At 33.6% G+C, this 22,491-nt stretch carries 39 protein-coding genes, 1 rRNA gene and 1 pseudogene; all 41 read left to right on the top strand.

Annotation, left to right across the window (positions count from 1 at the left end):
- Window positions 1–136, top strand: a pseudogene (tuf, locus tag I2H23_RS12695) (elongation factor Tu); the annotation flags it as partial.
- Window positions 137–541: 405 nt separating this feature from the next.
- Window positions 542–853: a 30S ribosomal protein S10 gene (rpsJ, locus tag I2H23_RS12690; protein ID WP_092921790.1), complete on the top strand. Its 312-nt coding sequence runs from the start codon at window positions 542–544 to the stop codon at window positions 851–853.
- Window positions 854–944: 91 nt separating this feature from the next.
- Window positions 945–1,574 carry a 50S ribosomal protein L3 gene (gene rplC, locus I2H23_RS12685; RefSeq protein ID WP_092921792.1) on the top strand — a complete coding sequence of 210 codons (630 nt, stop codon included), beginning with the start codon at window positions 945–947 and terminating at the stop codon, window positions 1,572–1,574.
- Between the two features lie 28 nt (window positions 1,575–1,602).
- The gene (rplD, locus tag I2H23_RS12680) at window positions 1,603–2,226 is read left to right on the top strand and encodes a 50S ribosomal protein L4 (RefSeq protein WP_092921794.1); all 624 of its coding nucleotides are present in this window, start codon (window positions 1,603–1,605) and stop codon (window positions 2,224–2,226) included.
- Window positions 2,226–2,516, top strand: coding sequence for a 50S ribosomal protein L23 (gene rplW, locus I2H23_RS12675; protein WP_092921796.1), 291 nt, complete (start codon window positions 2,226–2,228; stop codon window positions 2,514–2,516). Before rplD ends, rplW begins: the two co-directional genes overlap by 1 nt.
- A 32-nt stretch (window positions 2,517–2,548) precedes the next feature.
- On the top strand, window positions 2,549–3,379 hold the full coding sequence (rplB, locus tag I2H23_RS12670) for a 50S ribosomal protein L2 (RefSeq protein WP_092921798.1): 831 nt from the start codon (window positions 2,549–2,551) through the stop codon (window positions 3,377–3,379).
- Between the two features lie 34 nt (window positions 3,380–3,413).
- Window positions 3,414–3,695 carry a 30S ribosomal protein S19 gene (gene rpsS / locus I2H23_RS12665; protein WP_092921800.1) on the top strand — a complete coding sequence of 94 codons (282 nt, stop codon included), beginning with the start codon at window positions 3,414–3,416 and terminating at the stop codon, window positions 3,693–3,695.
- Between the two features lie 32 nt (window positions 3,696–3,727).
- Entirely contained in the window at window positions 3,728–4,063 is a 336-nt protein-coding gene (rplV, locus tag I2H23_RS12660) for a 50S ribosomal protein L22 (RefSeq protein ID WP_092921802.1), read from the top strand.
- 22 nt (window positions 4,064–4,085) lie between these two features.
- Window positions 4,086–4,901 (top strand): 30S ribosomal protein S3, encoded by an 816-nt coding sequence (gene rpsC, locus I2H23_RS12655; RefSeq protein ID WP_092921804.1) that lies wholly within the window; start codon window positions 4,086–4,088, stop codon window positions 4,899–4,901.
- Window positions 4,902–4,934: 33 nt separating this feature from the next.
- Window positions 4,935–5,366: a 50S ribosomal protein L16 gene (gene rplP, locus I2H23_RS12650; RefSeq protein ID WP_092921806.1), complete on the top strand. Its 432-nt coding sequence runs from the start codon at window positions 4,935–4,937 to the stop codon at window positions 5,364–5,366.
- 1 nt (window position 5,367) lies between these two features.
- Window positions 5,368–5,571, top strand: a complete 204-nt coding sequence (rpmC, locus tag I2H23_RS12645) for a 50S ribosomal protein L29 (protein ID WP_092921808.1) — start codon at window positions 5,368–5,370, stop codon at window positions 5,569–5,571.
- A 23-nt stretch (window positions 5,572–5,594) separates the two neighbouring features.
- Complete coding sequence (gene rpsQ / locus I2H23_RS12640; protein WP_092921810.1) at window positions 5,595–5,849, top strand: 30S ribosomal protein S17; 255 nt, start codon at window positions 5,595–5,597, stop codon at window positions 5,847–5,849.
- 26 nt (window positions 5,850–5,875) lie between these two features.
- Window positions 5,876–6,244, top strand: a complete 369-nt coding sequence (gene rplN / locus I2H23_RS12635; RefSeq protein ID WP_092921812.1) for a 50S ribosomal protein L14 — start codon at window positions 5,876–5,878, stop codon at window positions 6,242–6,244.
- Between the two features lie 22 nt (window positions 6,245–6,266).
- On the top strand, window positions 6,267–6,572 hold the full coding sequence (gene rplX / locus I2H23_RS12630) for a 50S ribosomal protein L24 (protein WP_092921868.1): 306 nt from the start codon (window positions 6,267–6,269) through the stop codon (window positions 6,570–6,572).
- 25 nt (window positions 6,573–6,597) lie between these two features.
- Window positions 6,598–7,140 carry a 50S ribosomal protein L5 gene (gene rplE, locus I2H23_RS12625; RefSeq protein WP_092921814.1) on the top strand — a complete coding sequence of 181 codons (543 nt, stop codon included), beginning with the start codon at window positions 6,598–6,600 and terminating at the stop codon, window positions 7,138–7,140.
- A 48-nt stretch (window positions 7,141–7,188) separates the two neighbouring features.
- Complete coding sequence (locus tag I2H23_RS12620; RefSeq protein WP_071119031.1) at window positions 7,189–7,374, top strand: type Z 30S ribosomal protein S14; 186 nt, start codon at window positions 7,189–7,191, stop codon at window positions 7,372–7,374.
- Between the two features lie 32 nt (window positions 7,375–7,406).
- Window positions 7,407–7,805, top strand: coding sequence for a 30S ribosomal protein S8 (gene rpsH / locus I2H23_RS12615; protein WP_092921816.1), 399 nt, complete (start codon window positions 7,407–7,409; stop codon window positions 7,803–7,805).
- 30 nt (window positions 7,806–7,835) lie between these two features.
- A complete protein-coding gene (rplF, locus tag I2H23_RS12610; protein WP_092921818.1) occupies window positions 7,836–8,378 on the top strand; it encodes a 50S ribosomal protein L6 in 543 nt (180 codons plus the stop codon).
- Between the two features lie 38 nt (window positions 8,379–8,416).
- On the top strand, window positions 8,417–8,785 hold the full coding sequence (gene rplR / locus I2H23_RS12605) for a 50S ribosomal protein L18 (RefSeq protein ID WP_092921820.1): 369 nt from the start codon (window positions 8,417–8,419) through the stop codon (window positions 8,783–8,785).
- A gap of 27 nt (window positions 8,786–8,812) precedes the next feature.
- Entirely contained in the window at window positions 8,813–9,319 is a 507-nt protein-coding gene (gene rpsE, locus I2H23_RS12600) for a 30S ribosomal protein S5 (protein ID WP_092921822.1), read from the top strand.
- Between the two features lie 14 nt (window positions 9,320–9,333).
- A complete protein-coding gene (gene rpmD, locus I2H23_RS12595) occupies window positions 9,334–9,519 on the top strand; it encodes a 50S ribosomal protein L30 (protein ID WP_092921824.1) in 186 nt (61 codons plus the stop codon).
- Window positions 9,520–9,552: 33 nt separating this feature from the next.
- Window positions 9,553–9,996, top strand: a complete 444-nt coding sequence (gene rplO / locus I2H23_RS12590) for a 50S ribosomal protein L15 (protein ID WP_092921826.1) — start codon at window positions 9,553–9,555, stop codon at window positions 9,994–9,996.
- Between the two features lie 40 nt (window positions 9,997–10,036).
- Window positions 10,037–11,305, top strand: coding sequence for a preprotein translocase subunit SecY (gene secY, locus I2H23_RS12585; RefSeq protein WP_092921828.1), 1,269 nt, complete (start codon window positions 10,037–10,039; stop codon window positions 11,303–11,305).
- Between the two features lie 15 nt (window positions 11,306–11,320).
- Window positions 11,321–11,971 carry an adenylate kinase gene (locus I2H23_RS12580; protein WP_166506191.1) on the top strand — a complete coding sequence of 217 codons (651 nt, stop codon included), beginning with the start codon at window positions 11,321–11,323 and terminating at the stop codon, window positions 11,969–11,971.
- Window positions 11,971–12,720 (top strand): type I methionyl aminopeptidase, encoded by a 750-nt coding sequence (gene map / locus I2H23_RS12575; protein WP_092921832.1) that lies wholly within the window; start codon window positions 11,971–11,973, stop codon window positions 12,718–12,720. Before I2H23_RS12580 ends, map begins: the two co-directional genes overlap by 1 nt.
- A 19-nt stretch (window positions 12,721–12,739) precedes the next feature.
- A complete protein-coding gene (locus tag I2H23_RS12570) occupies window positions 12,740–13,018 on the top strand; it encodes a KOW domain-containing RNA-binding protein (RefSeq protein WP_092921834.1) in 279 nt (92 codons plus the stop codon).
- A gap of 28 nt (window positions 13,019–13,046) precedes the next feature.
- Entirely contained in the window at window positions 13,047–13,265 is a 219-nt protein-coding gene (gene infA, locus I2H23_RS12565) for a translation initiation factor IF-1 (RefSeq protein ID WP_092727842.1), read from the top strand.
- Between the two features lie 34 nt (window positions 13,266–13,299).
- On the top strand, window positions 13,300–13,413 hold the full coding sequence (gene rpmJ, locus I2H23_RS12560; protein ID WP_002509257.1) for a 50S ribosomal protein L36: 114 nt from the start codon (window positions 13,300–13,302) through the stop codon (window positions 13,411–13,413).
- A gap of 153 nt (window positions 13,414–13,566) precedes the next feature.
- A complete protein-coding gene (rpsM, locus tag I2H23_RS12555) occupies window positions 13,567–13,938 on the top strand; it encodes a 30S ribosomal protein S13 (RefSeq protein ID WP_092921836.1) in 372 nt (123 codons plus the stop codon).
- A gap of 29 nt (window positions 13,939–13,967) precedes the next feature.
- A complete protein-coding gene (rpsK, locus tag I2H23_RS12550) occupies window positions 13,968–14,363 on the top strand; it encodes a 30S ribosomal protein S11 (RefSeq protein WP_092921838.1) in 396 nt (131 codons plus the stop codon).
- A 34-nt stretch (window positions 14,364–14,397) separates the two neighbouring features.
- Window positions 14,398–15,021: a 30S ribosomal protein S4 gene (gene rpsD, locus I2H23_RS12545; RefSeq protein WP_166506192.1), complete on the top strand. Its 624-nt coding sequence runs from the start codon at window positions 14,398–14,400 to the stop codon at window positions 15,019–15,021.
- A 77-nt stretch (window positions 15,022–15,098) separates the two neighbouring features.
- Window positions 15,099–16,046 (top strand): DNA-directed RNA polymerase subunit alpha, encoded by a 948-nt coding sequence (locus I2H23_RS12540; RefSeq protein ID WP_092921842.1) that lies wholly within the window; start codon window positions 15,099–15,101, stop codon window positions 16,044–16,046.
- Window positions 16,047–16,065: 19 nt separating this feature from the next.
- Complete coding sequence (rplQ, locus tag I2H23_RS12535) at window positions 16,066–16,407, top strand: 50S ribosomal protein L17 (protein ID WP_092921844.1); 342 nt, start codon at window positions 16,066–16,068, stop codon at window positions 16,405–16,407.
- 494 nt (window positions 16,408–16,901) lie between these two features.
- Complete coding sequence (locus I2H23_RS12530; RefSeq protein ID WP_092921846.1) at window positions 16,902–17,732, top strand: energy-coupling factor transporter ATPase; 831 nt, start codon at window positions 16,902–16,904, stop codon at window positions 17,730–17,732.
- Window positions 17,723–18,589 (top strand): energy-coupling factor transporter ATPase, encoded by an 867-nt coding sequence (locus I2H23_RS12525; protein ID WP_166506193.1) that lies wholly within the window; start codon window positions 17,723–17,725, stop codon window positions 18,587–18,589. The genes I2H23_RS12530 and I2H23_RS12525 overlap by 10 nt, the downstream gene beginning before the upstream one ends.
- A complete protein-coding gene (locus I2H23_RS12520) occupies window positions 18,583–19,380 on the top strand; it encodes an energy-coupling factor transporter transmembrane component T family protein (protein ID WP_166506194.1) in 798 nt (265 codons plus the stop codon). The genes I2H23_RS12525 and I2H23_RS12520 overlap by 7 nt, the downstream gene beginning before the upstream one ends.
- A gap of 11 nt (window positions 19,381–19,391) precedes the next feature.
- Window positions 19,392–20,123, top strand: a complete 732-nt coding sequence (gene truA / locus I2H23_RS12515; protein ID WP_166506195.1) for a tRNA pseudouridine(38-40) synthase TruA — start codon at window positions 19,392–19,394, stop codon at window positions 20,121–20,123.
- A gap of 119 nt (window positions 20,124–20,242) precedes the next feature.
- A complete protein-coding gene (rplM, locus tag I2H23_RS12510) occupies window positions 20,243–20,674 on the top strand; it encodes a 50S ribosomal protein L13 (RefSeq protein ID WP_092921854.1) in 432 nt (143 codons plus the stop codon).
- Window positions 20,675–20,702: 28 nt separating this feature from the next.
- Complete coding sequence (gene rpsI, locus I2H23_RS12505; protein WP_092921856.1) at window positions 20,703–21,095, top strand: 30S ribosomal protein S9; 393 nt, start codon at window positions 20,703–20,705, stop codon at window positions 21,093–21,095.
- 78 nt (window positions 21,096–21,173) lie between these two features.
- Window positions 21,174–21,905, top strand: a complete 732-nt coding sequence (cwlD, locus tag I2H23_RS12500) for an N-acetylmuramoyl-L-alanine amidase CwlD (RefSeq protein ID WP_240276230.1) — start codon at window positions 21,174–21,176, stop codon at window positions 21,903–21,905.
- Between the two features lie 258 nt (window positions 21,906–22,163).
- Window positions 22,164–22,491: ribosomal RNA gene (locus I2H23_RS12495) — 16S ribosomal RNA — on the top strand; the annotation flags it as partial.

Below are 22,491 nucleotides of genomic sequence, written 5' to 3'. Positions count from 1 at the left end.
GGTTATGCCTGGAGATAACATACAAATGACTATAGAGTTAATAAACTCAATAGCAATAGAAGAAGGATTAAGATTCGCAATAAGAGAAGGTGGAAGAACAGTAGCATCAGGTGTTGTTGCTTCTATAATAGAGTAATCTTTTCTTAAGTGATTAATCTATATATAAAGGGGGAGCTTGCTCCCTCTTTTTTGATATAAGTAATAAAAATGAAATAAAGTGATAAAATGCTAGTTATATTTATTTGACAATGGAGACAAAATTTTATATACTAAATGAGTGCCTTGGAAAAGGACACAAATCGAGTTTGTTCCTAAGTTTTACATAAAAAAATAAACTTTGTAAAATTATAAAAAAAACTTGAAAAATAGTAAAAAATGATTTAAAATATAATAGTGTGCTTGAGAGATACGAAAATATAAACTAAATCTTAGTTAAGGGCGACCGACTGTCGAGTGAAAAAACACAACACACCCGGAAGTGTGTATCGGCATAAGTCGTGCGTAACTAAAAGATAACGTGCGATAAAGGAGGGAAAATACAATGGCTAAAAATGAACAAATAAGAATAAGATTAAAGTCATATGATCACAAATTATTAGATTTTTCAGCTGCTAAAATAGTTGAAACTGCTAAGAAAGCTGGATCACAAGTTTCAGGACCTGTGCCACTACCAACAGAAAAGCAAGTAGTAACTATATTAAGAGCTGTTCATAAGTACAAAGACTCTAGAGAGCAATTCGAAATAAGAACTCACAAGAGATTAATAGACATAGCTAACCCAACACCTAAGACAGTTGACTCATTAATGAGATTAGACTTACCAGCTGGTGTTGATATAGAAATAAAGTTATAATAGCAACCTAAGATACTTATCCTATAAGGTAACTATCTTAGAATGATTATACAATAGTATAATCCGCTGTAAGATTATAGGAGGTGCTAATATGAAAGGAATATTAGGAAGAAAAGTTGGAATGACTCAAATATTCACTGAAGAAGGTATAGTAGTACCAGTAACAGTGGTTGAGGCAGGACCAGTAGTTGTAACTCAAGTTAAAACAACTGAAAAAGATGGATACAACGCAGTTCAAGTTGGTTTTGAAGATGCTAAAGAAAAATCTTTAAACAAGCCTCAAAAAGGTCATTTAGCTGCTGCTAATGTATTAAAGAAACACTTAAAAGAATTCAGAGTAGAATCTACAGAAGAATACTCAGTTGGACAAGAAATAAAGGCTGATTTATTCGCTGCAGGTGAAAAAATAGATGTAACTGGAACAAGTAAAGGTAAGGGATTCCAAGGTCCTATAAAGAGACATGGACAATCTAGAGGTCCTGAATCTCACGGTTCTAGATACCACAGAAGACCAGGTTCAATGGGAGCATGTTCTTTCCCAGGTAGAGTTTTCAAAAACAAAAAATTAGCTGGACACATGGGTAGCGTTAAAGTTACTATACAAAACTTAGAAGTTGTTAAAGTAGATGCTGATAAGAACCTTATATTAGTTAAGGGTGCTATACCAGGAGCTAAAGGTTCAGTAGTAACTATAAAGGAAGCTGTTAAAGCTTCTAAATAATAACTAACCTAAGAAAGGAGGAAGCACAATGCCAAAATTAAATGTATTAAATATAACTGGACAAAACGTTGGGGAAATAGAATTAGCTGATGCTATATTCAACGTAGAAGTTAACGAACACGTTTTATATGAAGTTGTTAAAAATCAATTAGCAAACAAGAGACAAGGTACTCAATCTGCTAAAACTAGAGCAGAAGTTAGAGGTGGCGGAAGAAAACCTTGGAAACAAAAAGGAACAGGTAGAGCTAGACAAGGTTCTATAAGAGCTGTACAATGGGTTGGCGGAGGAGTTGCTTTTGCACCTAAGCCAAGAGATTACAGATATACTTTACCTAAGAAAGTTAGAAGATTAGCTATGAAATCTGCTTTATCTTCAAAAGTTCAAAATGGTGAAATGATAGTATTAGATGCTTTAACAATGGAAGCTCCTAAGACTAAAGAATTCGCTGCTATATTAAAGAACATAAACGCTGCTAAGAAAGCTTTAGTAGTAACTGCTGAAAACAACGAAAACGTAATAAGATCAGCTAGAAACATAGAAGGTGTTGCAACTGCTACAGTTAACACTATAAATGTTTACGATATATTAAAGTATGATTCATTCATAATAACTACAGACGCTGTTAAAAAAGTGGAGGAGGTGTACGCATAATGACTAATCCACATGATATAATAATAAAGCCAGTTGTTACTGAACAAAGTATGACTGAGATGGTTGGAAAGAAATACACTTTTGTTGTTGCTAAGAGTGCAAACAAAACTGAAATAAAGAAAGCTGTAGAAGCTATATTCGGAGTTAATGTTGAAAAAGTTAACACATTAAACTACGATGGAAAAGTTAAGAGAATGGGTAGATACGAAGGAAGAACTGCAAGCTTCAAGAAAGCAGTAGTTAAATTAGCTGCTGATAGCAAAGAAATAGAATTCTTCCAAGGTATGTAATTTAACCCTAGTAAACGAAGGAGGGAAAACAGATGGCTATAAAAAAGTTTAAACCAACTTCTCCTGCCTTAAGACAAATGACAGTTTTAGTTTCTGATGAGATAACTTGCAATGAACCAGAAAAATCTCTTTTAGTTTCATTAAAGAAGAACTCTGGTAGAAATGCTCACGGTAAAATAACTGTTCGTCACAGAGGTGGAGGAAACAGAAGAAAATATAGAATAATAGATTTCAAAAGAAATAAAGACGGAGTACCTGCAAAGGTTGCTACTGTTGAATACGATCCAAACAGAACAGCTAACATAGCTTTATTACACTATGCAGATGGTGAAAAGAGATATATATTAGCACCTGTTGGAATAAATGTTGGAGATACATTATTATCAGGACCAACAGCTGACATAAAGCCAGGAAATGCATTAGCATTAAAGGACATGCCAGTAGGTACTGTAATACACAACATAGAATTAAAGCCAGGAAAAGGAGCTCAATTAGTAAGATCTGCTGGAGTTTCTGCTCAATTAATGGCTAAAGAAGGAAAGAAAGCTTTATTAAGATTACCATCAGGAGAAATGAGATTCGTTTCTATAGAGTGTAAAGCTACTATAGGACAAGTTGGTAACATAGAACACGGTAACGTTGTTATAGGTAAAGCAGGTAGAAAGAGACATATGGGTATAAGACCTACAGTTAGAGGTTCTGTAATGAACCCTTGTGACCATCCACACGGTGGTGGGGAAGGTAGAACTTCAATAGGTAGACCTTCACCAGTTACTCCATGGGGTAAACCAGCTCTTGGATACAAAACTAGAAAGAAAAACAAAGCTTCTGATAAGTTAATAGTATCAAGAAGAACTAAGTAATAGATTTACTTTTGCTCGGAAAGGAGGAGTTTAAATGTCAAGATCAACTAAAAAAGGACCTTTCGTACATGCGAGACTTTTAAAGAAAATAGAGGCTATGAACGCTAGTGGAAATAAAGAAGTTATAAAAACTTGGTCAAGAAGTTCAACTATATTCCCTCAAATGGTAGAACATACTATAGCTGTTCATGATGGAAGAAGACATGTACCTGTATTTATAACAGAAGACATGGTTGGACACAAGTTAGGAGAATTCGTTCCTACAAGAACTTTCAAAGGACACAAGGACGACGAAAAATCTAATAAGAGAAAATAATTAATTTTTCGCTAAGGAAGGAGGAATAGCAAATGGAAGCAAAAGCTACTGCTAAATATGTACGTGTATCACCAAGAAAAGCAGGACAAATCTGCAGCCTTGTTAGAGGAAAAAATGTAGACGAAGCGTTAGCAATATTAAAGTTCACTCCAAGAGGAGCAGCTGATATAATAGCTAAGGTTGTTAAGTCTGCTAAGGCAAACGCTGAAAATAACCATGAGATGAACGTTGAAAATTTATACGTTGCATCAATAGTTGCAAACCAAGGACCAACAATGAAGAGATTCATGCCTAGAGCTATGGGACGTGCAACAATGATAAGAAAAAGAACTTCTCACATAGAGGTTGTTCTTAAGGAAAGAAAATAATAAATAGATAGGAGGGAAAGTAATGGGTCAAAAGGTTAATCCACACGGACTAAGAGTCGGTGTTATAAAAGATTGGGACTCAAGATGGTTCGCAGATAAAAAAGAGTTCGGAAATTTATTATTAGAAGACCATAATATACGTAAATTCTTAAAGAATAGATTATATTCTTCAGGAGTTGCGAAGATAGAAATAGAAAGATCAGCAAACAAGGTTAAGATAGACTTACACGTTGCTAAGCCAGGTGTAGTTATAGGAAAAGCTGGTGCTGGTATAGAAGCTTTAAAAGCTGAATTAGAAAAAATGACTAAGAAGACTGTTATAGTTAACATAGTTGAAGTTAGAAACCCAGATAAAGATGCTCAATTAGTGGCAGAAAATATAGCATTAGCTATAGAAAGAAGGGTTGCTTTCAGAAGAGCTATGAAACAAGCTATACAAAGAGCTATGAAGTCTGGAGTTAAAGGTATAAAAGTTTCTGCTTCAGGAAGATTAGGTGGAGCTGAAATGGCTAGAACTGAAGGATACAGTGAAGGAAATGTACCTCTTCAAACATTAAGAGCTGATATAGATTACGGTTTCGCTGAAGCTAACACTACTTACGGGAAAACTGGTATAAAAGTTTGGATATGTAACGGAGAAGTTCTTCCAACTAGAAACGGTGTAAACCCAAGAGAAGATAGAAGAGACAACAGAAGAAACAACAAGAGAAACGATAGAAGAGATAACAGAAGAAACGATAGAAGAGGGAATGATAGAGGAAACAACAGAGGACAAAGACCTCAAGGACAAAGACCTCAAGGATCAAGACCTCAAAGAACTGAAAAGAAAGATAACTAATATTAAAAAGGTTCGAGGAAGGAGGAAATACTCATGTTAATGCCAAAAAGAGTAAAGCGTCGTAGAGTTCATAGAGGAAGTATGGCTGGAAAAGCTCACAAGGGTAACAAAGTTACTTACGGTGAGTTCGGACTAGTTGCTTTAGAAGCTTCTTGGATAACTTCTAACCAAATAGAAGCTGCCAGAATCGCTATGACTAGATCTATAAAAAGAGGGGGAAAAGTTTGGATAAAAATATTCCCACATAAACCAGTAACAAGAAAACCTGCTGAAACTCGTATGGGTGCCGGTAAAGGTTCACCAGAATACTGGGTAGCAGTTGTTAAGCCAGGAAGAGTTATGTTCGAATTAGCAGGTGTTTCTGAAGAAAAAGCTAGAGAAGCAATGAGACTTGCTATGCACAAACTTCCTGTAAAATGTAAGTTTGTAAAGCGTGAAGATTTAGAAGTAAAAGGTGGTGAATAGGATGAAAGCTAAAGAATTAAGAGATTTAACAAGCGAAGAGCTAATGAATAGATTAAATGACTTCAAAAGTGAATTATTTAGCTTAAGATTCCAATTAGCTACTGGTCAATTAGAAAACACAGCAAGAATAAAATTCGTTAAGAAAGATATAGCTAGAGTTAAAACTATACTTGCTGAAAGAAAGTTAAACGAAACTAGAGCTTAATTTGGAAAGGAGGCTTTTTAACCATGGAAAGAGGAAGAAGAAAAGTTAGAATAGGCCGTGTTGTAAGTGACAAAATGGACAAAACAATAGTTGTTGCTGTTGAAGACTTCGTACGTCACCCATTATACAACAAGCCAGTTAAGAGAACTAAAAAATTCAAAGCTCACGATGAACAAAATGTTTGTAGAATCGGAGATAAAGTTAAAATAATGGAAACTAGACCTTTATCAAAGGATAAGAGATTCAGATTAGTTGAAGTTGTTGAAAAAGTTAAGTAGTTTATTGGTAAAGGAGGGATTACGATATGATACAACAAGAAACACGTTTAAGAGTTGCGGATAACTCTGGTGCTAAAGAAATACTATGCATACGTGTACTAGGCGGAAGTAAAAGAAGATATGGTAACATAGGCGACGTAATAGTTGCTACTGTTAAAAGTGCAACACCTGGTGGAGTTGTAAAAAAAGGTAAAGTTGTTAAAGCTGTTATAGTAAGAACTAAGCAAGGCGTGAGACGTAAAGACGGAAGTTATATATCTTTCGACGAAAATGCTGCAGTTATAATAAAAGACGATAAAACTCCAGTAGGAACTCGTATATTCGGGCCTGTTGCTAGAGAGTTAAGAGATAATGACTTTATGAAAATAGTTTCTCTTGCTCCAGAAGTACTATAATAAGGAGGTGCAATAGGACATGATGCGTGTTAAAAAAGGTGACACTGTTGTAGTTATAGCAGGTAAAGATAAGGGTAAAAAAGGTACAGTTACTAAAGTATTCCCTAAGGCTAACAGAGTATTAGTTGAAGGTGTAAACGTAATAACTAAGCACCAAAAACCAACTGCTATAAACCCACAAGGTGGAATAGTAAACAAAGAAGCTTCAATACACATATCTAACGTAATGCCAGTAGATCCTGAAACAGGAAAAGGTACAAGAGTTAGATTTGAAATGAAGGATGGAAAAAAAGTAAGAGTATCAGTAAAGAGCGGAAAAGAAATATAATTTAGCTTGAAAGGAGGGACCTTAAATGGCTTCTAGATTACAAGAAAAATACATGAAAGAAGTTGCTCCTGCTTTAATGGAGAAATTCGGATATAAGAATGTTATGGAAATACCTAAGTTAGAGAAAATAGTTATCAACATGGGTATAGGAGATGCTAGAGAAAATCCAAAAGGATTAGAAAAAGCAGTAGAAGAAATGGAAATGATATCTGGTCAAAAGCCAGTTATAACTAGAGCAAGAAAATCTGTTGCGAACTTCAAATTAAGAGAAGGGATGCCAATAGGTGCAAAAGTTACATTAAGAGCTGACAAAATGTACTACTTCATGGACAAGTTAGTATCTGTATCTTTACCAAGAGTTAGAGACTTCAGAGGAGTTAACGCTAACGCATTCGATGGTAGAGGTAACTACGCTTTAGGTGTTAAAGAACAATTAATATTCCCTGAAATAGAATACGATAAGGTAGACAAAGTAAGAGGAATGGATATAATATTTGTTACTACTGCGAAAACTGACGAAGAAGCACGTGAATTATTAAAATTATTAGGAATGCCATTTTCTAAGTAAGCTTAGAAAAGGCAATTTTCTAAGCTAAGAAAAGAAGGAGGGATTCCAGTGGCTAGAAAAGCGATGGTTGTAAAACAACAAAGAAAACAAAAGTACGCTACTAGAGAATACACTAGATGTACTATATGCGGTAGACCACATTCAGTACTTAGAAAGTTCGGAATATGCCGTATATGCTTTAGAGAATTAGCTTACAAGGGTCAAATACCTGGTGTTAGAAAAGCAAGTTGGTAAAACTTTGATATAAATGGAAGGAGGGTTTCAATATGACAATGACAGATCCAATAGCAGATATGCTTACTCGTATAAGAAATGCTAACGTAGTTAAACATGAGACTGTTGATGTTCCAGCTTCTAATATAAAGAAAGAATTAGCTAGAATACTATTAGAAGAAGGATTCGTTAGAGGATACGATGTAATAGAAGATGGAAAGCAAGGAATAATAAGAATACAATTAAAGTACGGACAAACAGGAGAAAGAGTTATATCAGGATTAAAGAGAATATCTAAGCCTGGTATGAGAGTTTACGCTTCTAAGCACGAAATACCAAGAGTATTAAACGGTTTAGGAATATCAGTAATATCTACTTCTAAAGGAATATTAACTGATAAGCAAGCTAGAAAAGAAAATGTTGGTGGAGAAGTAATCTGCTACGTTTGGTAATATAGACGAAAGATGTAAGGAGGTGCGATTATGTCAAGAATAGGTGTTAAACCAATAACTGTACCAGCAGGTGTTGAAGTTACTATAGCTGAAGGAAACTTAGTTACTGTAAAAGGACCAAAAGGTACATTAAGCAAGCAATTTGATGCTGCTTTAACTATAAAGCAAGAGGAAAATACTATAACTGTTGAAAGACCAACTAACAACAAGCAACACAGAGCACTACACGGGTTAACTAGAACTTTAATAGATAACATGGTAGTAGGTGTTACTAACGGTTTCGAAAAGAAATTAGAATTAGTAGGTGTTGGATACAGAGCTCAAAAGCAAGGAAAGAAATTAGTTATGAGTTTAGGATTCTCTCATCCGGTAGAAATGGAAGATCCAGAAGGAATAACAGTTGAAGTTCCAAACCAAACTGAGTTAACAGTTAAAGGTATAGATAAGCAATTAGTAGGAAACTACGCTGCTAAGATAAGAGACTGGAGAAAGCCAGAGCCATACAAAGGTAAAGGTATAAGATACGCTGGTGAAGTAGTAAGACGTAAAGAAGGTAAAACTGGTAAGAAGTAATAAATACCAAACTTAAACGCTAGAAAGGAGTGAGCCTGGTGATAAAGAAAGCTGATAAAAATGCAAACAGACTTCAAAGACATAAGAGAGTTCGTAGAAAAATAACTGGAACTACTCAAAGACCAAGATTATGTGTATTCAGAAGTTCTAATAACATATACGCTCAAATAATAGATGATACAAACAGAGTTACTTTAGTATCTGCATCTTCATTAGACGCAGACGTTAAAGGAGCTGTTAGTCATACAGGAAATAAAGAAGCAGCTAAAATGGTCGGAGAATTAGTGGCTAAGAAAGCTGTAGAAAAAGGAATCACTGAAGTTGTATTCGACAGAGGTGGATACTTATATCACGGAAGAGTTCAAGTATTAGCAGAAGCTGCTAGAGAAGCTGGACTTAAGTTCTAATAAGAGAAACAAAGGAGGGAAATGCACATGCGTCGTAAGATTATAGATGCCAGACAACTTGACTTAAAAGAAAAAGTTGTTGAAGTTAGACGTGTTACTAAAGTTGTAAAAGGTGGTAGAAACTTCAGATTTGCAGCGTTAGTAGTAGTTGGAGATGAAAACGGACACGTTGGTATAGGTACTGGTAAAGCGATGGAAGTACCAGATGCTATAAAGAAAGCAGTAGAAGATGCTAAGAAGAATCTTATAAATGTACCTATAGTTGGTACAACTATACCTCACGAAGTTCACGGACACTTCGGTGCTGGTAAAATATTAGTAATGCCTGCTAAGCAAGGTACAGGAGTTATAGCTGGGGGACCTGCTAGAGCCGTACTTGAGTTAGCTGGTTTAACAGATGTTAGAGCTAAATCTTTAGGAACTAACAACCCAAGAAACATGGTAAATGCTACAATAGAAGGACTTAAATCTCTTAAGAGAGCTGAAGATATAGCTAAATTAAGAGGTAAAAAAGTTGAGGACCTTCTAGGGTAAGGAGGTAGTAAGAAATGGCTAAATTACAAATAAAATTAGTTAGAAGTATAATAGGAACTACTCCTAACCAAAAGAAAAACGTAGAAGCGTTAGGATTAAGAAAAAGAGAACAAGTAGTTGTTAAAGAAGATAATGCCCAAATAAGAGGGATGATAGCTAAGGTTAGTCACTTAGTAGAAGTAACTGAAATAGCTGAGTAATAAATAGATAAGACGAATAAGGAGGTGCAATCCATGAAGTTACATGAGTTAAAACCTGCTGAAGGTGCAGTAAGAGCTAAGAAAAGATTAGGTAGAGGTACTGCTACTGGACAAGGTAAGACTGCAGGACGTGGACAAAAAGGACAATGGTCTCGTTCAGGTGGTGGAGTTAGAGTTGGATTCGAAGGTGGACAAATGCCACTTGCTAGAAGACTTCCTAAGAGAGGATTCAACAACATATTCAAGAAAGTTTATACAGAAGTTAATGTAGCTGCTTTAAACAGATTCGAAAACGGAACTGAAATAACTGCTGAAGTTTTAAAGGCTGCTAGAGTTATAAGCAAAATAGAAAAAGACGGCATAAAGATCTTAGGTGAAGGAAACTTAGAAAAGGCGTTAACAGTTAAGGCTGCTAAGTTTACTGCTTCAGCTCAAGAAAAAATAGAAAAAGCTGGAGGAAAGGCAGAATTAGTTTAATCTAATCTGCTGCTCTTAGCCGAATAGGCGGGGTGATATCGTGCTGTCAAACTTAAAACAAGCTTGGAAGCTTAAAGATGTAAGAAGAAAAATATTATATACTTTGATGATGATTGTAGTATTTAGGATAGGTGCAGCTATACCTGTTCCTGGAGTTGATACAAGTATTATAAAGGGAATGGTTGACTCAAATGGTCTTCTTTCCCTATATAATCTGTTCACTGGAGGTGCATTTAGTAACTTTACACTATTTGCATTAGGTGTAGGACCATATATCACAGCATCTATCATAATACAACTTCTAACTGTAGGTTTTGAAAGTTTGGAAGAACTTCAAAAGTCTGGTGAAGAAGGAAAGAAAAAGATTAATAAATATACTAAGTACATTGCATTAGCATTAGCTTTTGTTCAAGCTATAGCGATAACGCTAGGTATTGTAAGAGGAGCTTTAAAAAGTGATAATGCATTCTTTATTATAACAGTTATATTGACATTAGTATCAGCAAGTATGCTTCTAATGTGGATAGGGGACAAAATTACTGAAAAAGGATTAGGTAATGGAAGTTCTATTATAATATTTATAGGTATTATCTCAAGAATACCAGTAGATGTTATATCAACTGTAAACTTAGTAAAAAGTGGCAAAATAGCTATATGGGCAGTAGCTCTGTTAGCAGTAGTAATACTTTTAACAATAACTGCAGTCACATATATACAAGAAGCCACAAGAAAAATCCCAGTACAATATGCAAAAAGAGTTGTTGGAAGAAAGATGTATGGAGGACAAAGTTCTCATATACCTATGAAAGTTAATCAATCGGGAGTTATACCAGTAATTTTCGCTAGTTCACTTTTAGCATTCCCTCAAACTTTAGCAATGTTTATGGGTGCAGATGCTCAAGCTTTTGTGCAAACATATTTAAATCCAGTACAATCTCCAGGAGTTTGGATTTATAGAGCGCTTGAAGTTCTGCTGATAGTATTCTTCTCTTATTTCTATACTACTGTATCATTTAATACAGAAGATATAGCAAATAATATGAAAAATAACGGTGGGTTTATACCAGGTATTAGACCAGGACAACCTACAATAGATTATTTAAATAGAATATTATCAAGACTCACTCTAGCTGGAGCTTTATTCTTAGCTTGTATCGTTATGGTATCTGCTATAATAATGTTCTTTATGAAACTTCAAATAACACTAGTAGGTACATCTTTACTAATAGTTGTTGGTGTTGCATTAGAACTTAAGAGACAGTTAGAATCAAATCTGGTTATGAGAACATACCAAGGTTTCTTAAAATAAATTGGAGATGATAGTATGAGAATAATATTACTTGGACCTCCTGGTGCTGGTAAAGGTACTCAGGCAGCAGGTATTGTTGAAAAATACAATATACCTCATATATCAACAGGTGATATATTCAGAAAGAACATAAAAGAAGGAACAGAGCTTGGAAAGAAAGCTAAAGAATATATAGATCAAGGATTATTAGTTCCAGATGAGTTAACTGTAGGTTTAGTTACAGACAGAGTATCTCAAGATGACTGTAAGAATGGATTTATGTTAGATGGATTCCCAAGAAATGTTGCTCAAGCTCAACATTTAGATACGTTCTTAAATAAAACTAATATAGCTTTAGACAAGGTAGTTAATATCGAAGTTGATAAGGAAATATTAGTTGGTAGAGCTGTAGGAAGAAGAATATGTAAATCTTGCGGTGCTACGTATCATGTTAAGTTTAATCCTCCTAAAGTTGAAGGAGTATGTGATGTATGCCAAGGTGAATTATACCAAAGAGCAGATGACACAGAAGAAACTGTATCAAAGAGAATACAAGTTTACTTAGATGAAACTAGACCATTAGTTGACTATTATAGCAAACAAGGTATAATAGCTAACATAGATGGGCAACAATCTATAGATAAGGTATTTGAAGATATAGTAAACGCTTTAGGAAGTGAAAAATAATGATTACATTAAAATCTAAAAAAGAAATAGAACTTATGAGAGAGGCGGGCAAAATTGTCGCTGAAACTCATGAGATATTGAAATCAGCTGTTATTCCGGGAATATCTACACTAGAGTTAGATAAAATAGCTGAAGAGAATATAAGAAAATATAATGCAATTCCATCTTTTAAAGGTTATGGAGGTTTCCCAGGATCTATATGTGCTTCTATAAATGAAGAGGTAGTTCATGGTATACCAAATGCTAACAGAATTTTAAAAGAAGGCGACATTATAAGTTTAGATGTAGGTGCCTATTATAAAGGATATCATTCAGACTCTGCGAAAACTCATGGGGTAGGAATAATATCTGAAGAAGATAGGAAATTAATAGAAGTAACAAAAGAAAGCTTCTATGAAGGTTTAAAATTTGCTAAACTAGGATATAGATTATCTGATATCTCACACGCAGTACAAGCACACGTTGAAAAACATGGTTTTTCAGTAGTTAGAGATTTAGTTGGTCATGGAGTTGGAACTGAACTTCATGAAGATCCTCAAATACCTAACTATGGTCCAGCAGGTAAAGGTCCAAGACTTTTAGAAGGAATGGTCTTAGCTGTAGAGCCAATGGTTAACGCTGGTAAATATCACGTTAAAACATTAGCAGATGACTGGACAATTGTCACAATAGATGGCAAAAAATCAGCTCATTATGAGCATACAATAGCAATCACTGAAGATGAGCCGCTGATATTATCAGCACTTTAATCATAAAGTAGGTGAATAAATGCTATTAAATAAGCTAAGTATAGGTCAAGTTGTAAAAGCTTTATCAGGTAGAGAACAAGGAAGACTATTTTTTATAGTAGAAGTAGTTGACCATGAATATGTTTTAATATCTGATGGTAAGACAAGAAAACTTGGTAAGCCTAAGCTAAAAAAAGTTAAGCACTTAAAGATATATGACTTTATTAGCGAAGAAGCAAAACAAATGATTATATCTAAGCAGAATAATACAGATGCTTTTTTAAGAGCTCAACTTACTAAGTTAGATCAAAGGATTTAACTTATTGAAATGGAGGTTTGGTTAGTTAATGGCCAAAAAAGATGTTATAGAACTAGAAGGTACAGTTACAGAAAACTTACCTAATGCTATGTTTAAAGTAAAATTAGAAAATGGACATGAAGTATTATGTCACTTATCTGGAAAGCTAAGAATGAACTTCATAAGAATCCTTGAAGGTGATAAGGTGAATGTTGAGCTTTCTCCATATGACCTTACAAGAGGAAGAATCACTTGGCGTAAGAAGTAGACTATTTTAATATTAGTCTAAGGAGGGATTAACAATGAAAGTAAGACCATCAGTAAAACCAATATGCGAAAAGTGCAAGGTTATAAAAAGAAAAGGTAAAGTAATGGTTATCTGTGAAAATCCAAAGCACAAGCAAAAGCAAGGATAATAAATTATACTAGTAATTTGTAAAATTTTGTAGTATAATATTTAATTGTGATATTAGCAATTAAACTTTAAAATCGTTGAAATCTGTTTCGGATTTAACATGAATTAACACAAGTTTAGAATCGAAAAAATTAAGTGTAGGAGGTGCGAACTAATGGCAAGAATAGCTGGGGTAGATTTACCTAGAGAAAAAAGAGCGGAAATAGGCTTAACTTATATATACGGTATAGGTAAGGCAACTGCTAACGAAATATTAGCTAAAGCTGACATAGATCCTAACGTAAGAATAAAAGACTTATCAGAAGAGCAAGTTAACGAATTAAGAAAGATAATAGATAATGATTTCTTAGTTGAAGGTGACTTAAGAAGAGAAATCGCTTTAAATATAAAGAGATTAAGAGATATAAAATGTTACAGAGGTATGAGACATGCTAAAGGTCTTCCACTAAGAGGACAAAGAACTAAGACTAACGCTAGAACTAGAAAAGGTCCTAGAAAAACTGTATCTCGTAAGAAGAAGAAGTAATAAATAAAAACTAGATAGGAGGGAAAACAATGGCTAAGCAAAAGAAAGTTACACGTGTAAGAAGAAAAGAGCGTAAAAATATAGAACGTGGGCAAGCTCATATACAATCTACTTTCAACAATACAATAATAACTTTAACTGATGTTCATGGGAACGCTATATCAGCTGCATCTTCAGGACAATTAGGATTCAAAGGATCAAGAAAAGCGACTCCTTTCGCATCTCAAATGGCTGCTGAAACTGCTGCTAAAGCTGCAATGGAACACGGTTTAAAAACTGTTGAAGTATTCGTAAAGGGGCCAGGTTCAGGAAGAGAAGCTGCTATAAGAGCATTACAAGCTACTGGATTAGAAGTAACTATGATAAAGGACGTTACTCCAATCCCTCACAATGGATGTAGACCACCAAAGAGAAGAAGAGTGTAATTATATAAACAAGTAAATTAGGAGGTGTAAAGACATGGCAAGATACACAGGTGCATCATGCAGACAATGTCGTAGAGAAGGAATGAAATTATTCCTTAAAGGTGACAGATGTTATACTGATAAATGTGCTATAGTTAAGAGAAACTATGCTCCAGGACAACATGGACAAGGAAGAAAGAAAGTTTCTAACTATGGATTACAATTAAGAGAAAAGCAAAAAGTTAAGAGAATATACGGAGTTTTAGAAACTCAATTCAGAAACCTATACGAGCGTGCTGAAAAAATGGCTGGTATAACAGGGGAAAACTTATTAAGCTTATTAGAAAGAAGATTAGACAATGTTGTTTACAGAATGGGATTAGCTTCATCTAGAAAAGAAGCTAGACAATTAGTAGGACACGGTCACTTCTTATTAAACGGACACAAGGCTGATATAGCTTCTATAACAGTTAAGCCAGGTGACGTTATAACAGTTAAAGAAAGATCAAAATCATCTGCTAAATTCAAAGCTTTAGTAGAAAACAATACAAGAATAGCTCCTAAGTGGTTAGAAACTAACTTAGACGAAATGAGCGCTAAAGTTGTTGCTAACCCATCAAGAGAAGATATAGATCTTGAAATAGCAGAGCACTTAATAATAGAGCTTTACTCTAAGTAATAAATATATTTTAAAATTTATTTTTGAGATTTTGTTTACCCTCAGTGGATTAATAAATTTAAAGGAGGGTTTTGTCCATGATAGAAATAGAAAAACCAAAAGTAGATATAATAGAGCTTAGCGAAGATTATAGATATGGAAAGTTTGTCATAGAGCCTCTTGAAAGAGGCTATGGCATAACTGTAGGTAATGCTTTAAGAAGAATATTATTATCATCTTTACCAGGTGTAGCAGTTAATGCTATAAAAATAGATGGAGTTCTTCATGAATTCTCAACTGTTGCTGGTGTTAAAGAAGATGTTACTGAAATAATATTAGCATTAAAAGAACTTTCAGCTACTATAGATGGTGAAGGAAGCAGAACTCTTAAAATAGAGGCTGAGGGTCCATGTACTATAACTGGTGCTGATATAATATGTCCTTCTGATGTTGAAGTATTAAGCAAAGATTTAAAAATAGCAACATTAGATGACAATGCTAAGTTAAATATGGAAATAATGATAGATAAAGGTAGAGGTTATGTTTCTGCTGAAGAAAACAAGACAGAGCATATGCCTATAGGAGTTTTACCTGTAGATTCAATCTATACTCCTATTGAAAAAGTGAGCTACCATGTTGAAAATACAAGAGTAGGTCAAAAGTCAGACTATGACAAATTAACACTAGAAGTTTGGACTAATGGAAGCATAAACCCTCAAGAGGGAATATCTCTTGCAGCTAAAGTTTTAGTTGAACATTTAAATCTATTCATAGACTTAACAGAGCATGTAAGCAATGTTGAGATAATGGTAGAAAAAGAAGAAGACCAAAAAGAAAAAGTTCTTGAAATGACTATAGAAGAATTAGATTTATCAGTTAGATCTTACAACTGTTTAAAGAGAGCGGGAATAAACACAGTTGAAGAATTAGCTAATAAGTCTGAGGACGATATGATGAAGGTTAGAAATCTAGGGAAAAAATCTTTAGAAGAAGTAATCCAAAAGTTAGAAGAACTTGGATTAGGTCTAAAACCAAGCGAAGAATAGTTAGTGAAGGAGGGATATCATGGCTACTTACCGTAAATTAGGACGTGAGACAGCTCACAGAAACCTTATGTTAAGAAACTTAGTAACTGATTTACTAAGAAATGGAAGAATAGAAACTACTGTTACTAGAGCTAAGGAAACTAGAAGAATGGCAGAAAAGATGATAACTCTTGCTAAAAGAGGAGATCTTCATGCTAGAAGACAAGTTTTAGCTTATGTTATAGATGAAACTGTAGTAAACAACTTATTCACTGAAATAGCTCCAAAATATGCTGAGAGAAACGGTGGATACACAAGAATAATAAAGAAGGGTCCAAGAAGAGGGGACGCTGCTGAAATGGCATTTATAGAATTAGTATAATTCTTGTGAAGGATTAAGCTTATAGCTTAATCCTTTTTTAAATATAAATTTGTACAAAAATAATATCTTTAATCCACTGTAGGTTTGTTTTATAGCCTTTATAAACTATGATAGATTCTATAGTTTATAAAGGCTATATTTTTATATTCAGATAAAGTTAGGTGCAAAAAACAAACTTACAAAGGATAAAAATTACGGGGGAATAGTAGATAAAATCTATGATGTATAATTTGAAATATGATCCTTGTTTAGATATATTTATAGTTCATAAAATATAATTGAACATATAATTATAAAATTAAGAAAAATGTATGCTAGCGGCAGATATAAGTAGATTTTAAGATAAACGTACTTGTGTTTTTTGCGATGAACTATGATATAATACTAGTCAAAATGGTTTTTGTTCAAAAAATAGAGTTTATTAACACTAATAAGGTATTAGTTATTTATATATGACGAAGTTGCTTTAATTACTTATGAAAAGGAGTAAATAAATGAACAATATAGTAAAAGTGAATAATATATCTTATGAGTATATTACAGAAGATAGCACTTTTAAAGCAATAGACAGATTAACACTAGATGTAAAAGAAGGTGAATTTGTTGCTATAATTGGTCACAATGGTTCTGGAAAGTCTACATTATCTAAGAACTTAAATGCTATACTGGTTCCCACTGAAGGAGATATACTTATAGATGGAATGAATACAAAAGAAGAAGATAAATTATGGGATATAAGGCAAACAGCAGGTATGGTATTTCAAAATCCAGATAACCAAATTGTTGCTACAATAGTAGAGGAAGATGTTGCTTTTGGCCCAGAAAACCTAGGGATAGATCCTATAGAAATAAAACATAGGGTTGAAGAATCGTTAAAGAGTGTCGGTATGTATGAGTTAAGAGATAGACAACCACACCTATTATCAGGAGGACAAAAACAAAGAGTAGCTATAGCAGGAATAATAGCTATGAAGCCAAAATGTATAATATTTGATGAAGCAACGGCTATGTTAGACCCATCTGGAAGAAAAGAAGTAATGAAAACTATAAAAAAGTTAAACAAAGAAGAAAATATTACCGTATTACATATAACTCACTTTATGGAAGAGGCAGTAGAAGCTGATAGAGTTATAGTTATGGAAAAAGGTAAAAAAATATTAGAAGGAACTCCAAGAGAAGTATTTAGTCAAATAGATACATTAAAAGGTATAGGATTAGATGTTCCTTATATGACGGAATTATCTAGTATGTTATATAAAGAAGGTATAGATATAAAAAAAGATATATTAACTGTAGATGAGATGGTGATGGAATTATGTCGATAGAGATAAAAGGTTTAACTCATATATATAACGAAGGAATGCCTTTTGCTAGTAAGGCGTTAGACAATGTTAGTTTTGAAATTAAAGATAGAGATTTTGTAGGGTTAATAGGACATACTGGTTCTGGTAAATCAACATTAATACAGCATTTAAATGGGATATTAAAGCCTCATTCTGGAGAGATAAATATAAATGGATTTAACATAACAGATCCAAGCTTAAACCTAACAGAAGTTAGAAAAAGGGTAGGAGTAGTGTTTCAATACCCTGAATATCAATTATTTGAAGAAACAATAGAGAAAGATATAGCTTTTGGACCTAATAATTTAGGCTTAGACCCTGAAGAAGTTGATCGTAGGGTAAAAGCATCAATGGAAGCTGTTGGGCTTGATTATGAATTATTTAAAGATAAATCTCCATTTGAATTATCAGGAGGTCAAAAAAGAAGAGTAGCAATAGCTGGAGTTATAGCTATGAAACCAGAAGTACTTATTTTAGATGAACCTGCAGCTGGATTAGATCCAGGTGGAAGGGATGAAATATTTAATTTAATAAAAACACTGCATAAAGAAAATAATATGACAATAATATTATCTTCTCATAGTATGGATGATATGGCTAGATTAGCAAAGACTTTGATAGTTATGAATAAAGGGAAAGTAGAATTTATAGGGACTCCTAAAGAAGTGTTTAAATCTAACTCTTCAAGACTTAAGGAAATAGGTCTTGATATACCTCAAGTATTAGAGTTAGCAATAAAGCTAAGAGAAAATGGATTTGACATAAAAGAAGATATCATAACTATACAAGAAGCTAAGGAAGAAATATTAAGAGTTATGAGAGGTAAAAAGAAATGTTAAAAGATATAACTATAGGGCAGTATTATCCTGTAAATTCGGTAATTCACAAGCTAGATGCTAGAGTTAAGCTTATAGCCACTTTCATTTTTATGATATCTCTATTTATAATAAATAAATTCTGGCCATATGCTATTGTTTTGTTAGCTCTAGTAGCTATTATAAAATCATCAAAATTGCCAGGTAAATATATATTAAAAGGATTAAAACCATTAAGATGGATTATAATATTTACATTTGTAATCAATGTATTTTTCTTACCAGGAGATGTCATTTGGTCATTTGGTTTCTTAAGAATTACAAGTCAAGGTTTAGAACAAGCTATATTTATGGCTATAAGGCTTATATTCTTAGTTGTAGGGACTTCTTTACTTACCCTAACAACTACACCTATGGACCTAACAGACGGCATAGAGAGGCTTTTAAATCCATTAAACAAGGTTGGATTTCCTGTACATGAATTAGCTATGATGATGACAATAGCTTTAAGATTTATACCTACTCTATTAGATGAAACTGATAAAATAATGAAAGCTCAAATGTCAAGAGGGGCAGATTTTGAAAGTAAAAATCTTATAAATAGAGCTAAAAACTTAGTGCCATTACTAGTACCTTTATTTGTAAGTGCATTTAGAAGAGCTGAAGAACTTGCTGCTGCAATGGAAGCTAGATGTTATAGAGGTGGATACAATAGGACAAAAATGAAACAAGCTATAATGACAAAAGCAGATTATGTAGCTAATGGTATACAGATTGTATATTTGGTTATAATTATAGCTACTAGATTTATGTAAAGAGGAAGACTATGAGAAATTTAAAACTTACGATACAGTATAATGGTCAAAACTATTGTGGATGGCAAAAGCAACCTGATTCTTTAGGTATACAAGGTACAATAGAAAAAGCCATTTATGACATAACTAGGGAAGAAGTTAAAATAACCGGATCCGGCAGAACTGATGCAGGAGTTCATGCTTTGGGTCAGGTAGCCAATTTTAAAACAAGCTCTAATATACCTGCAAGTAAAATGCCAAATGCATTAAATGCTAAGTTACCAAAAGATATATCTATAATAGACTGTATAGAGGTAGATGAAGATTTTCACTCAAGATATAGTTCAAAGAAAAAGAGATATAGATATTTAATACACAATAGTCCATATAGAAATCCTATATATAAGGACATATCATATCATGTAAAATATGATCTCGATTTCGAAAAAATGTGTAAAGAAGCTAAGAGTCTAATTGGTGAATATGATTTTAAAGGGTTCATGAGTTCTGGATCTTCAGTTAAAGACACTATAAGAACGATATACGATATAACACTAACTAAAGAAGATGGATTAATTGTTATGGAAGTAGAAGGTAATGGATTTTTATATAACATGGTAAGAATAATAGCAGGAACGTTAGTTGATATAGGTAGAGGTCGTATAACTAAAAACCTTGAAGAAGTAATAAAATCAAAAAATAGAGGAGAATGTGGACATACCGCTCCAGCACATGGATTATTTCTCAAAAAAGTTGATTATTAGCTTGACACACCAGGGGGCATATATTAAAATAAGTTAGAGTGTGTTAATAAGTCCACTTGCCCCGGACTTGACATAAACGGTAAAATTTTTATAGGAAAATAAGTTAAGGAGGGACAAACATGAAAAGTTATATAGCTAAGCCAGCTGATGTACAAAGAAAATGGTACATCGTTGATGCTGAAGGAAAAACATTAGGTCGTTTAGCAACTGAAATAGCGACAGTATTAAGAGGAAAGCACAAGGTTACTTTCACTCCACACGTTGACGGAGGAGACTTCGTTGTTGTTGTAAACGCAGAGAAGGTAGTTTTAACAGGAAAGAAATTAGATCAAAAAATGTACAGATACCACACAGGATACGTAGGTGGGTTAAAGGAAATAACTTACAGAGAAATGATGGCTAAGAAGCCTGAAGAAGTTGTATCACATGCAGTAAGTGGTATGTTATGTAAGAACAAATTAAGAAGCAGAATGATGACTAGATTAAGAGTATTCGCAGGACCAAACCATGATCATGCAGCTCAAAATCCAGAAGTTTTAAACTTTAAATAATAATTAACGGGTGAAAGGAGGAGTTATCATGGCTAACGTTCAATACTACGGAACAGGAAGAAGAAAGCACTCTGTTGCTAGAGTTAGATTAGTTGCAGGTGAAGGAAACATAGTAATAAATGGAAGACCAGTTGGAGAATACTTCAACTATGAAACATTAATAAGAGATGTTAAGCAACCATTAGTGTTAACTAACAACGAAAACAAATACGATGTTATAGTAAAGGTTGAAGGTGGAGGATTCACTGGACAAGCTGGAGCTATAAGACATGGTATATCTAGAGCTTTATTAAAAGCTGATGAAGAGTTAAGAGGAGCTTTAAAGAAAGAAGGATTCTTAACTAGAGATGCTAGAATGAAGGAAAGAAAGAAATACGGATTAAAGGCAGCAAGAAGAGCTCCACAATTCTCAAAGAGATAATATCCTATTTTATATGTTTGTACAAAGACTTTGGAATATTCCAAAGTCTTTTTTAATATAAATGTACAGGGTGATATTGTGAGAAAGTACATAAAACATATAATATTTTGTGTTATATCTATAATACTAGTAGTGGTATTTTCGTTTGAAATTCAAAGTGTATCGCAAGAGTCTATGGAGTATATGCCAGTAACCAAAAAAACCATAATACTAGATGCTGGTCATGGTGGGATAGATCCAGGAGCCTTGAATGAAGATAAAAGTATAACTGAAAAAGATGTGAATTTATCTATTACACTTAAATTAAGAGAATTATTAGAATCTAGTGGGGGTCTTGTTATATTAACTAGAGAAGAAGATGTTAGCTTGTATGAAGAAGCTAAAGGCAAGACAATTAGACAAAAATATAATGAAAATTTAAAGAATCGAAAAAAGGTAATAAACGAATCTGATGCAGATATGTTTGTATCTATACATATGAATGCATTAAGTGGAAAAGGTGCTTCTAAATATTATGGGGCCCAGACATTTTATCCAGGTGGAAAAGATGACTCTAAAAAGCTATCTAAATATATACAAGAAGAATTAAAGAGAGTAGTTGATAAAACTAATAACAGAGAAATTAAACCTAAAGATGACTTATATTTATTAAAAGAAAATGCAATACCATCAGTTTTAATAGAATGTGGATTTTTATCTAATGAAAAAGAAGCTAACTTATTAGCTGATGAAAAATATCAAGAAAAAATAGCTTGGTCAATATACGTAGGTATCCAAAAATACTTTAGTGATAATGAGAATAAAAATTGAAAAAAAGTAAAAACTAGGTTATATCAAATAAGTAATTTATTAGATATAACCTAGTTTTTTATTAAAATAAAAAAATATAAAAAAAGTATTGACGATTTAATTATAAGATGATATATTTATATATGTCCTTAAGAAAAGGGCAAAATAAGAACTTTGAAAATTAAACAGTAGGTTAATTTATATAACTGATTCTTAAAAGAATCGAAAACAAACCAAGCCAGATATTCAGATAATGATAGTCTGAGCAGGTAACAACTTTTATTTGAGAGTTTGATCCTGGCTCAGGATGAACGCTGGCGGCGTGCCTAACACATGCAAGTCGAGCGATTTACTTCGGTAAAGAGCGGCGGACGGGTGAGTAACGCGTGGGTAACCTGCCCTGTACACACGGATAACATACCGAAAGGTATGCTAATACGAGATAACATGAGAAAGTCGCATGGCTTTCTTATCAAAGCTCTGGCGGTACAGGATGGACCCGCGTCTGATTAGCTAGTTGGTAAGGTAACGGCTTACCAAGGCGACGATCAGTAGCCGACCTGAGAGGGTGATCGGCCACATTGGAACTGAGACACGGTCCAAACTC

This window comes from Romboutsia sp. BSD2780061687b_171204_C1 (genome assembly GCF_015560225.1).
Classification (GTDB): domain Bacteria; phylum Bacillota; class Clostridia; order Peptostreptococcales; family Peptostreptococcaceae; genus Romboutsia_C; species Romboutsia_C hominis.
This window is presented reverse-complemented; position numbering and strand designations above follow the sequence as displayed.

What these genes read in the sequence shown, in the direction of transcription:
- rpsJ (WP_092921790.1), top strand. Translation starts at nt 542, where the DNA reads ATGGCTAAAAATGAACAAATAAGAATAAGATTAAAGTCATATGATCAC.
- rplC (WP_092921792.1), top strand. Translation starts at nt 945, where the DNA reads ATGAAAGGAATATTAGGAAGAAAAGTTGGAATGACTCAAATATTCACT.
- rplD (WP_092921794.1), top strand. Translation starts at nt 1,603, where the DNA reads ATGCCAAAATTAAATGTATTAAATATAACTGGACAAAACGTTGGGGAA.
- rplW (WP_092921796.1), top strand. Translation starts at nt 2,226, where the DNA reads ATGACTAATCCACATGATATAATAATAAAGCCAGTTGTTACTGAACAA.
- rplB (WP_092921798.1), top strand. Translation starts at nt 2,549, where the DNA reads ATGGCTATAAAAAAGTTTAAACCAACTTCTCCTGCCTTAAGACAAATG.
- rpsS (WP_092921800.1), top strand. Translation starts at nt 3,414, where the DNA reads ATGTCAAGATCAACTAAAAAAGGACCTTTCGTACATGCGAGACTTTTA.
- rplV (WP_092921802.1), top strand. Translation starts at nt 3,728, where the DNA reads ATGGAAGCAAAAGCTACTGCTAAATATGTACGTGTATCACCAAGAAAA.
- rpsC (WP_092921804.1), top strand. Translation starts at nt 4,086, where the DNA reads ATGGGTCAAAAGGTTAATCCACACGGACTAAGAGTCGGTGTTATAAAA.
- rplP (WP_092921806.1), top strand. Translation starts at nt 4,935, where the DNA reads ATGTTAATGCCAAAAAGAGTAAAGCGTCGTAGAGTTCATAGAGGAAGT.
- rpmC (WP_092921808.1), top strand. Translation starts at nt 5,368, where the DNA reads ATGAAAGCTAAAGAATTAAGAGATTTAACAAGCGAAGAGCTAATGAAT.
- rpsQ (WP_092921810.1), top strand. Translation starts at nt 5,595, where the DNA reads ATGGAAAGAGGAAGAAGAAAAGTTAGAATAGGCCGTGTTGTAAGTGAC.
- rplN (WP_092921812.1), top strand. Translation starts at nt 5,876, where the DNA reads ATGATACAACAAGAAACACGTTTAAGAGTTGCGGATAACTCTGGTGCT.
- rplX (WP_092921868.1), top strand. Translation starts at nt 6,267, where the DNA reads ATGCGTGTTAAAAAAGGTGACACTGTTGTAGTTATAGCAGGTAAAGAT.
- rplE (WP_092921814.1), top strand. Translation starts at nt 6,598, where the DNA reads ATGGCTTCTAGATTACAAGAAAAATACATGAAAGAAGTTGCTCCTGCT.
- rpsH (WP_092921816.1), top strand. Translation starts at nt 7,407, where the DNA reads ATGACAATGACAGATCCAATAGCAGATATGCTTACTCGTATAAGAAAT.
- rplF (WP_092921818.1), top strand. Translation starts at nt 7,836, where the DNA reads ATGTCAAGAATAGGTGTTAAACCAATAACTGTACCAGCAGGTGTTGAA.
- rpsE (WP_092921822.1), top strand. Translation starts at nt 8,813, where the DNA reads ATGCGTCGTAAGATTATAGATGCCAGACAACTTGACTTAAAAGAAAAA.
- rpmD (WP_092921824.1), top strand. Translation starts at nt 9,334, where the DNA reads ATGGCTAAATTACAAATAAAATTAGTTAGAAGTATAATAGGAACTACT.
- rplO (WP_092921826.1), top strand. Translation starts at nt 9,553, where the DNA reads ATGAAGTTACATGAGTTAAAACCTGCTGAAGGTGCAGTAAGAGCTAAG.
- I2H23_RS12580 (WP_166506191.1), top strand. Translation starts at nt 11,321, where the DNA reads ATGAGAATAATATTACTTGGACCTCCTGGTGCTGGTAAAGGTACTCAG.
- map (WP_092921832.1), top strand. Translation starts at nt 11,971, where the DNA reads ATGATTACATTAAAATCTAAAAAAGAAATAGAACTTATGAGAGAGGCG.
- I2H23_RS12570 (WP_092921834.1), top strand. Translation starts at nt 12,740, where the DNA reads ATGCTATTAAATAAGCTAAGTATAGGTCAAGTTGTAAAAGCTTTATCA.
- infA (WP_092727842.1), top strand. Translation starts at nt 13,047, where the DNA reads ATGGCCAAAAAAGATGTTATAGAACTAGAAGGTACAGTTACAGAAAAC.
- rpmJ (WP_002509257.1), top strand. Translation starts at nt 13,300, where the DNA reads ATGAAAGTAAGACCATCAGTAAAACCAATATGCGAAAAGTGCAAGGTT.
- rpsM (WP_092921836.1), top strand. Translation starts at nt 13,567, where the DNA reads ATGGCAAGAATAGCTGGGGTAGATTTACCTAGAGAAAAAAGAGCGGAA.
- rpsK (WP_092921838.1), top strand. Translation starts at nt 13,968, where the DNA reads ATGGCTAAGCAAAAGAAAGTTACACGTGTAAGAAGAAAAGAGCGTAAA.
- rpsD (WP_166506192.1), top strand. Translation starts at nt 14,398, where the DNA reads ATGGCAAGATACACAGGTGCATCATGCAGACAATGTCGTAGAGAAGGA.
- I2H23_RS12540 (WP_092921842.1), top strand. Translation starts at nt 15,099, where the DNA reads ATGATAGAAATAGAAAAACCAAAAGTAGATATAATAGAGCTTAGCGAA.
- rplQ (WP_092921844.1), top strand. Translation starts at nt 16,066, where the DNA reads ATGGCTACTTACCGTAAATTAGGACGTGAGACAGCTCACAGAAACCTT.
- I2H23_RS12530 (WP_092921846.1), top strand. Translation starts at nt 16,902, where the DNA reads ATGAACAATATAGTAAAAGTGAATAATATATCTTATGAGTATATTACA.
- I2H23_RS12525 (WP_166506193.1), top strand. Translation starts at nt 17,723, where the DNA reads ATGTCGATAGAGATAAAAGGTTTAACTCATATATATAACGAAGGAATG.
- I2H23_RS12520 (WP_166506194.1), top strand. Translation starts at nt 18,583, where the DNA reads ATGTTAAAAGATATAACTATAGGGCAGTATTATCCTGTAAATTCGGTA.
- truA (WP_166506195.1), top strand. Translation starts at nt 19,392, where the DNA reads ATGAGAAATTTAAAACTTACGATACAGTATAATGGTCAAAACTATTGT.
- rplM (WP_092921854.1), top strand. Translation starts at nt 20,243, where the DNA reads ATGAAAAGTTATATAGCTAAGCCAGCTGATGTACAAAGAAAATGGTAC.
- rpsI (WP_092921856.1), top strand. Translation starts at nt 20,703, where the DNA reads ATGGCTAACGTTCAATACTACGGAACAGGAAGAAGAAAGCACTCTGTT.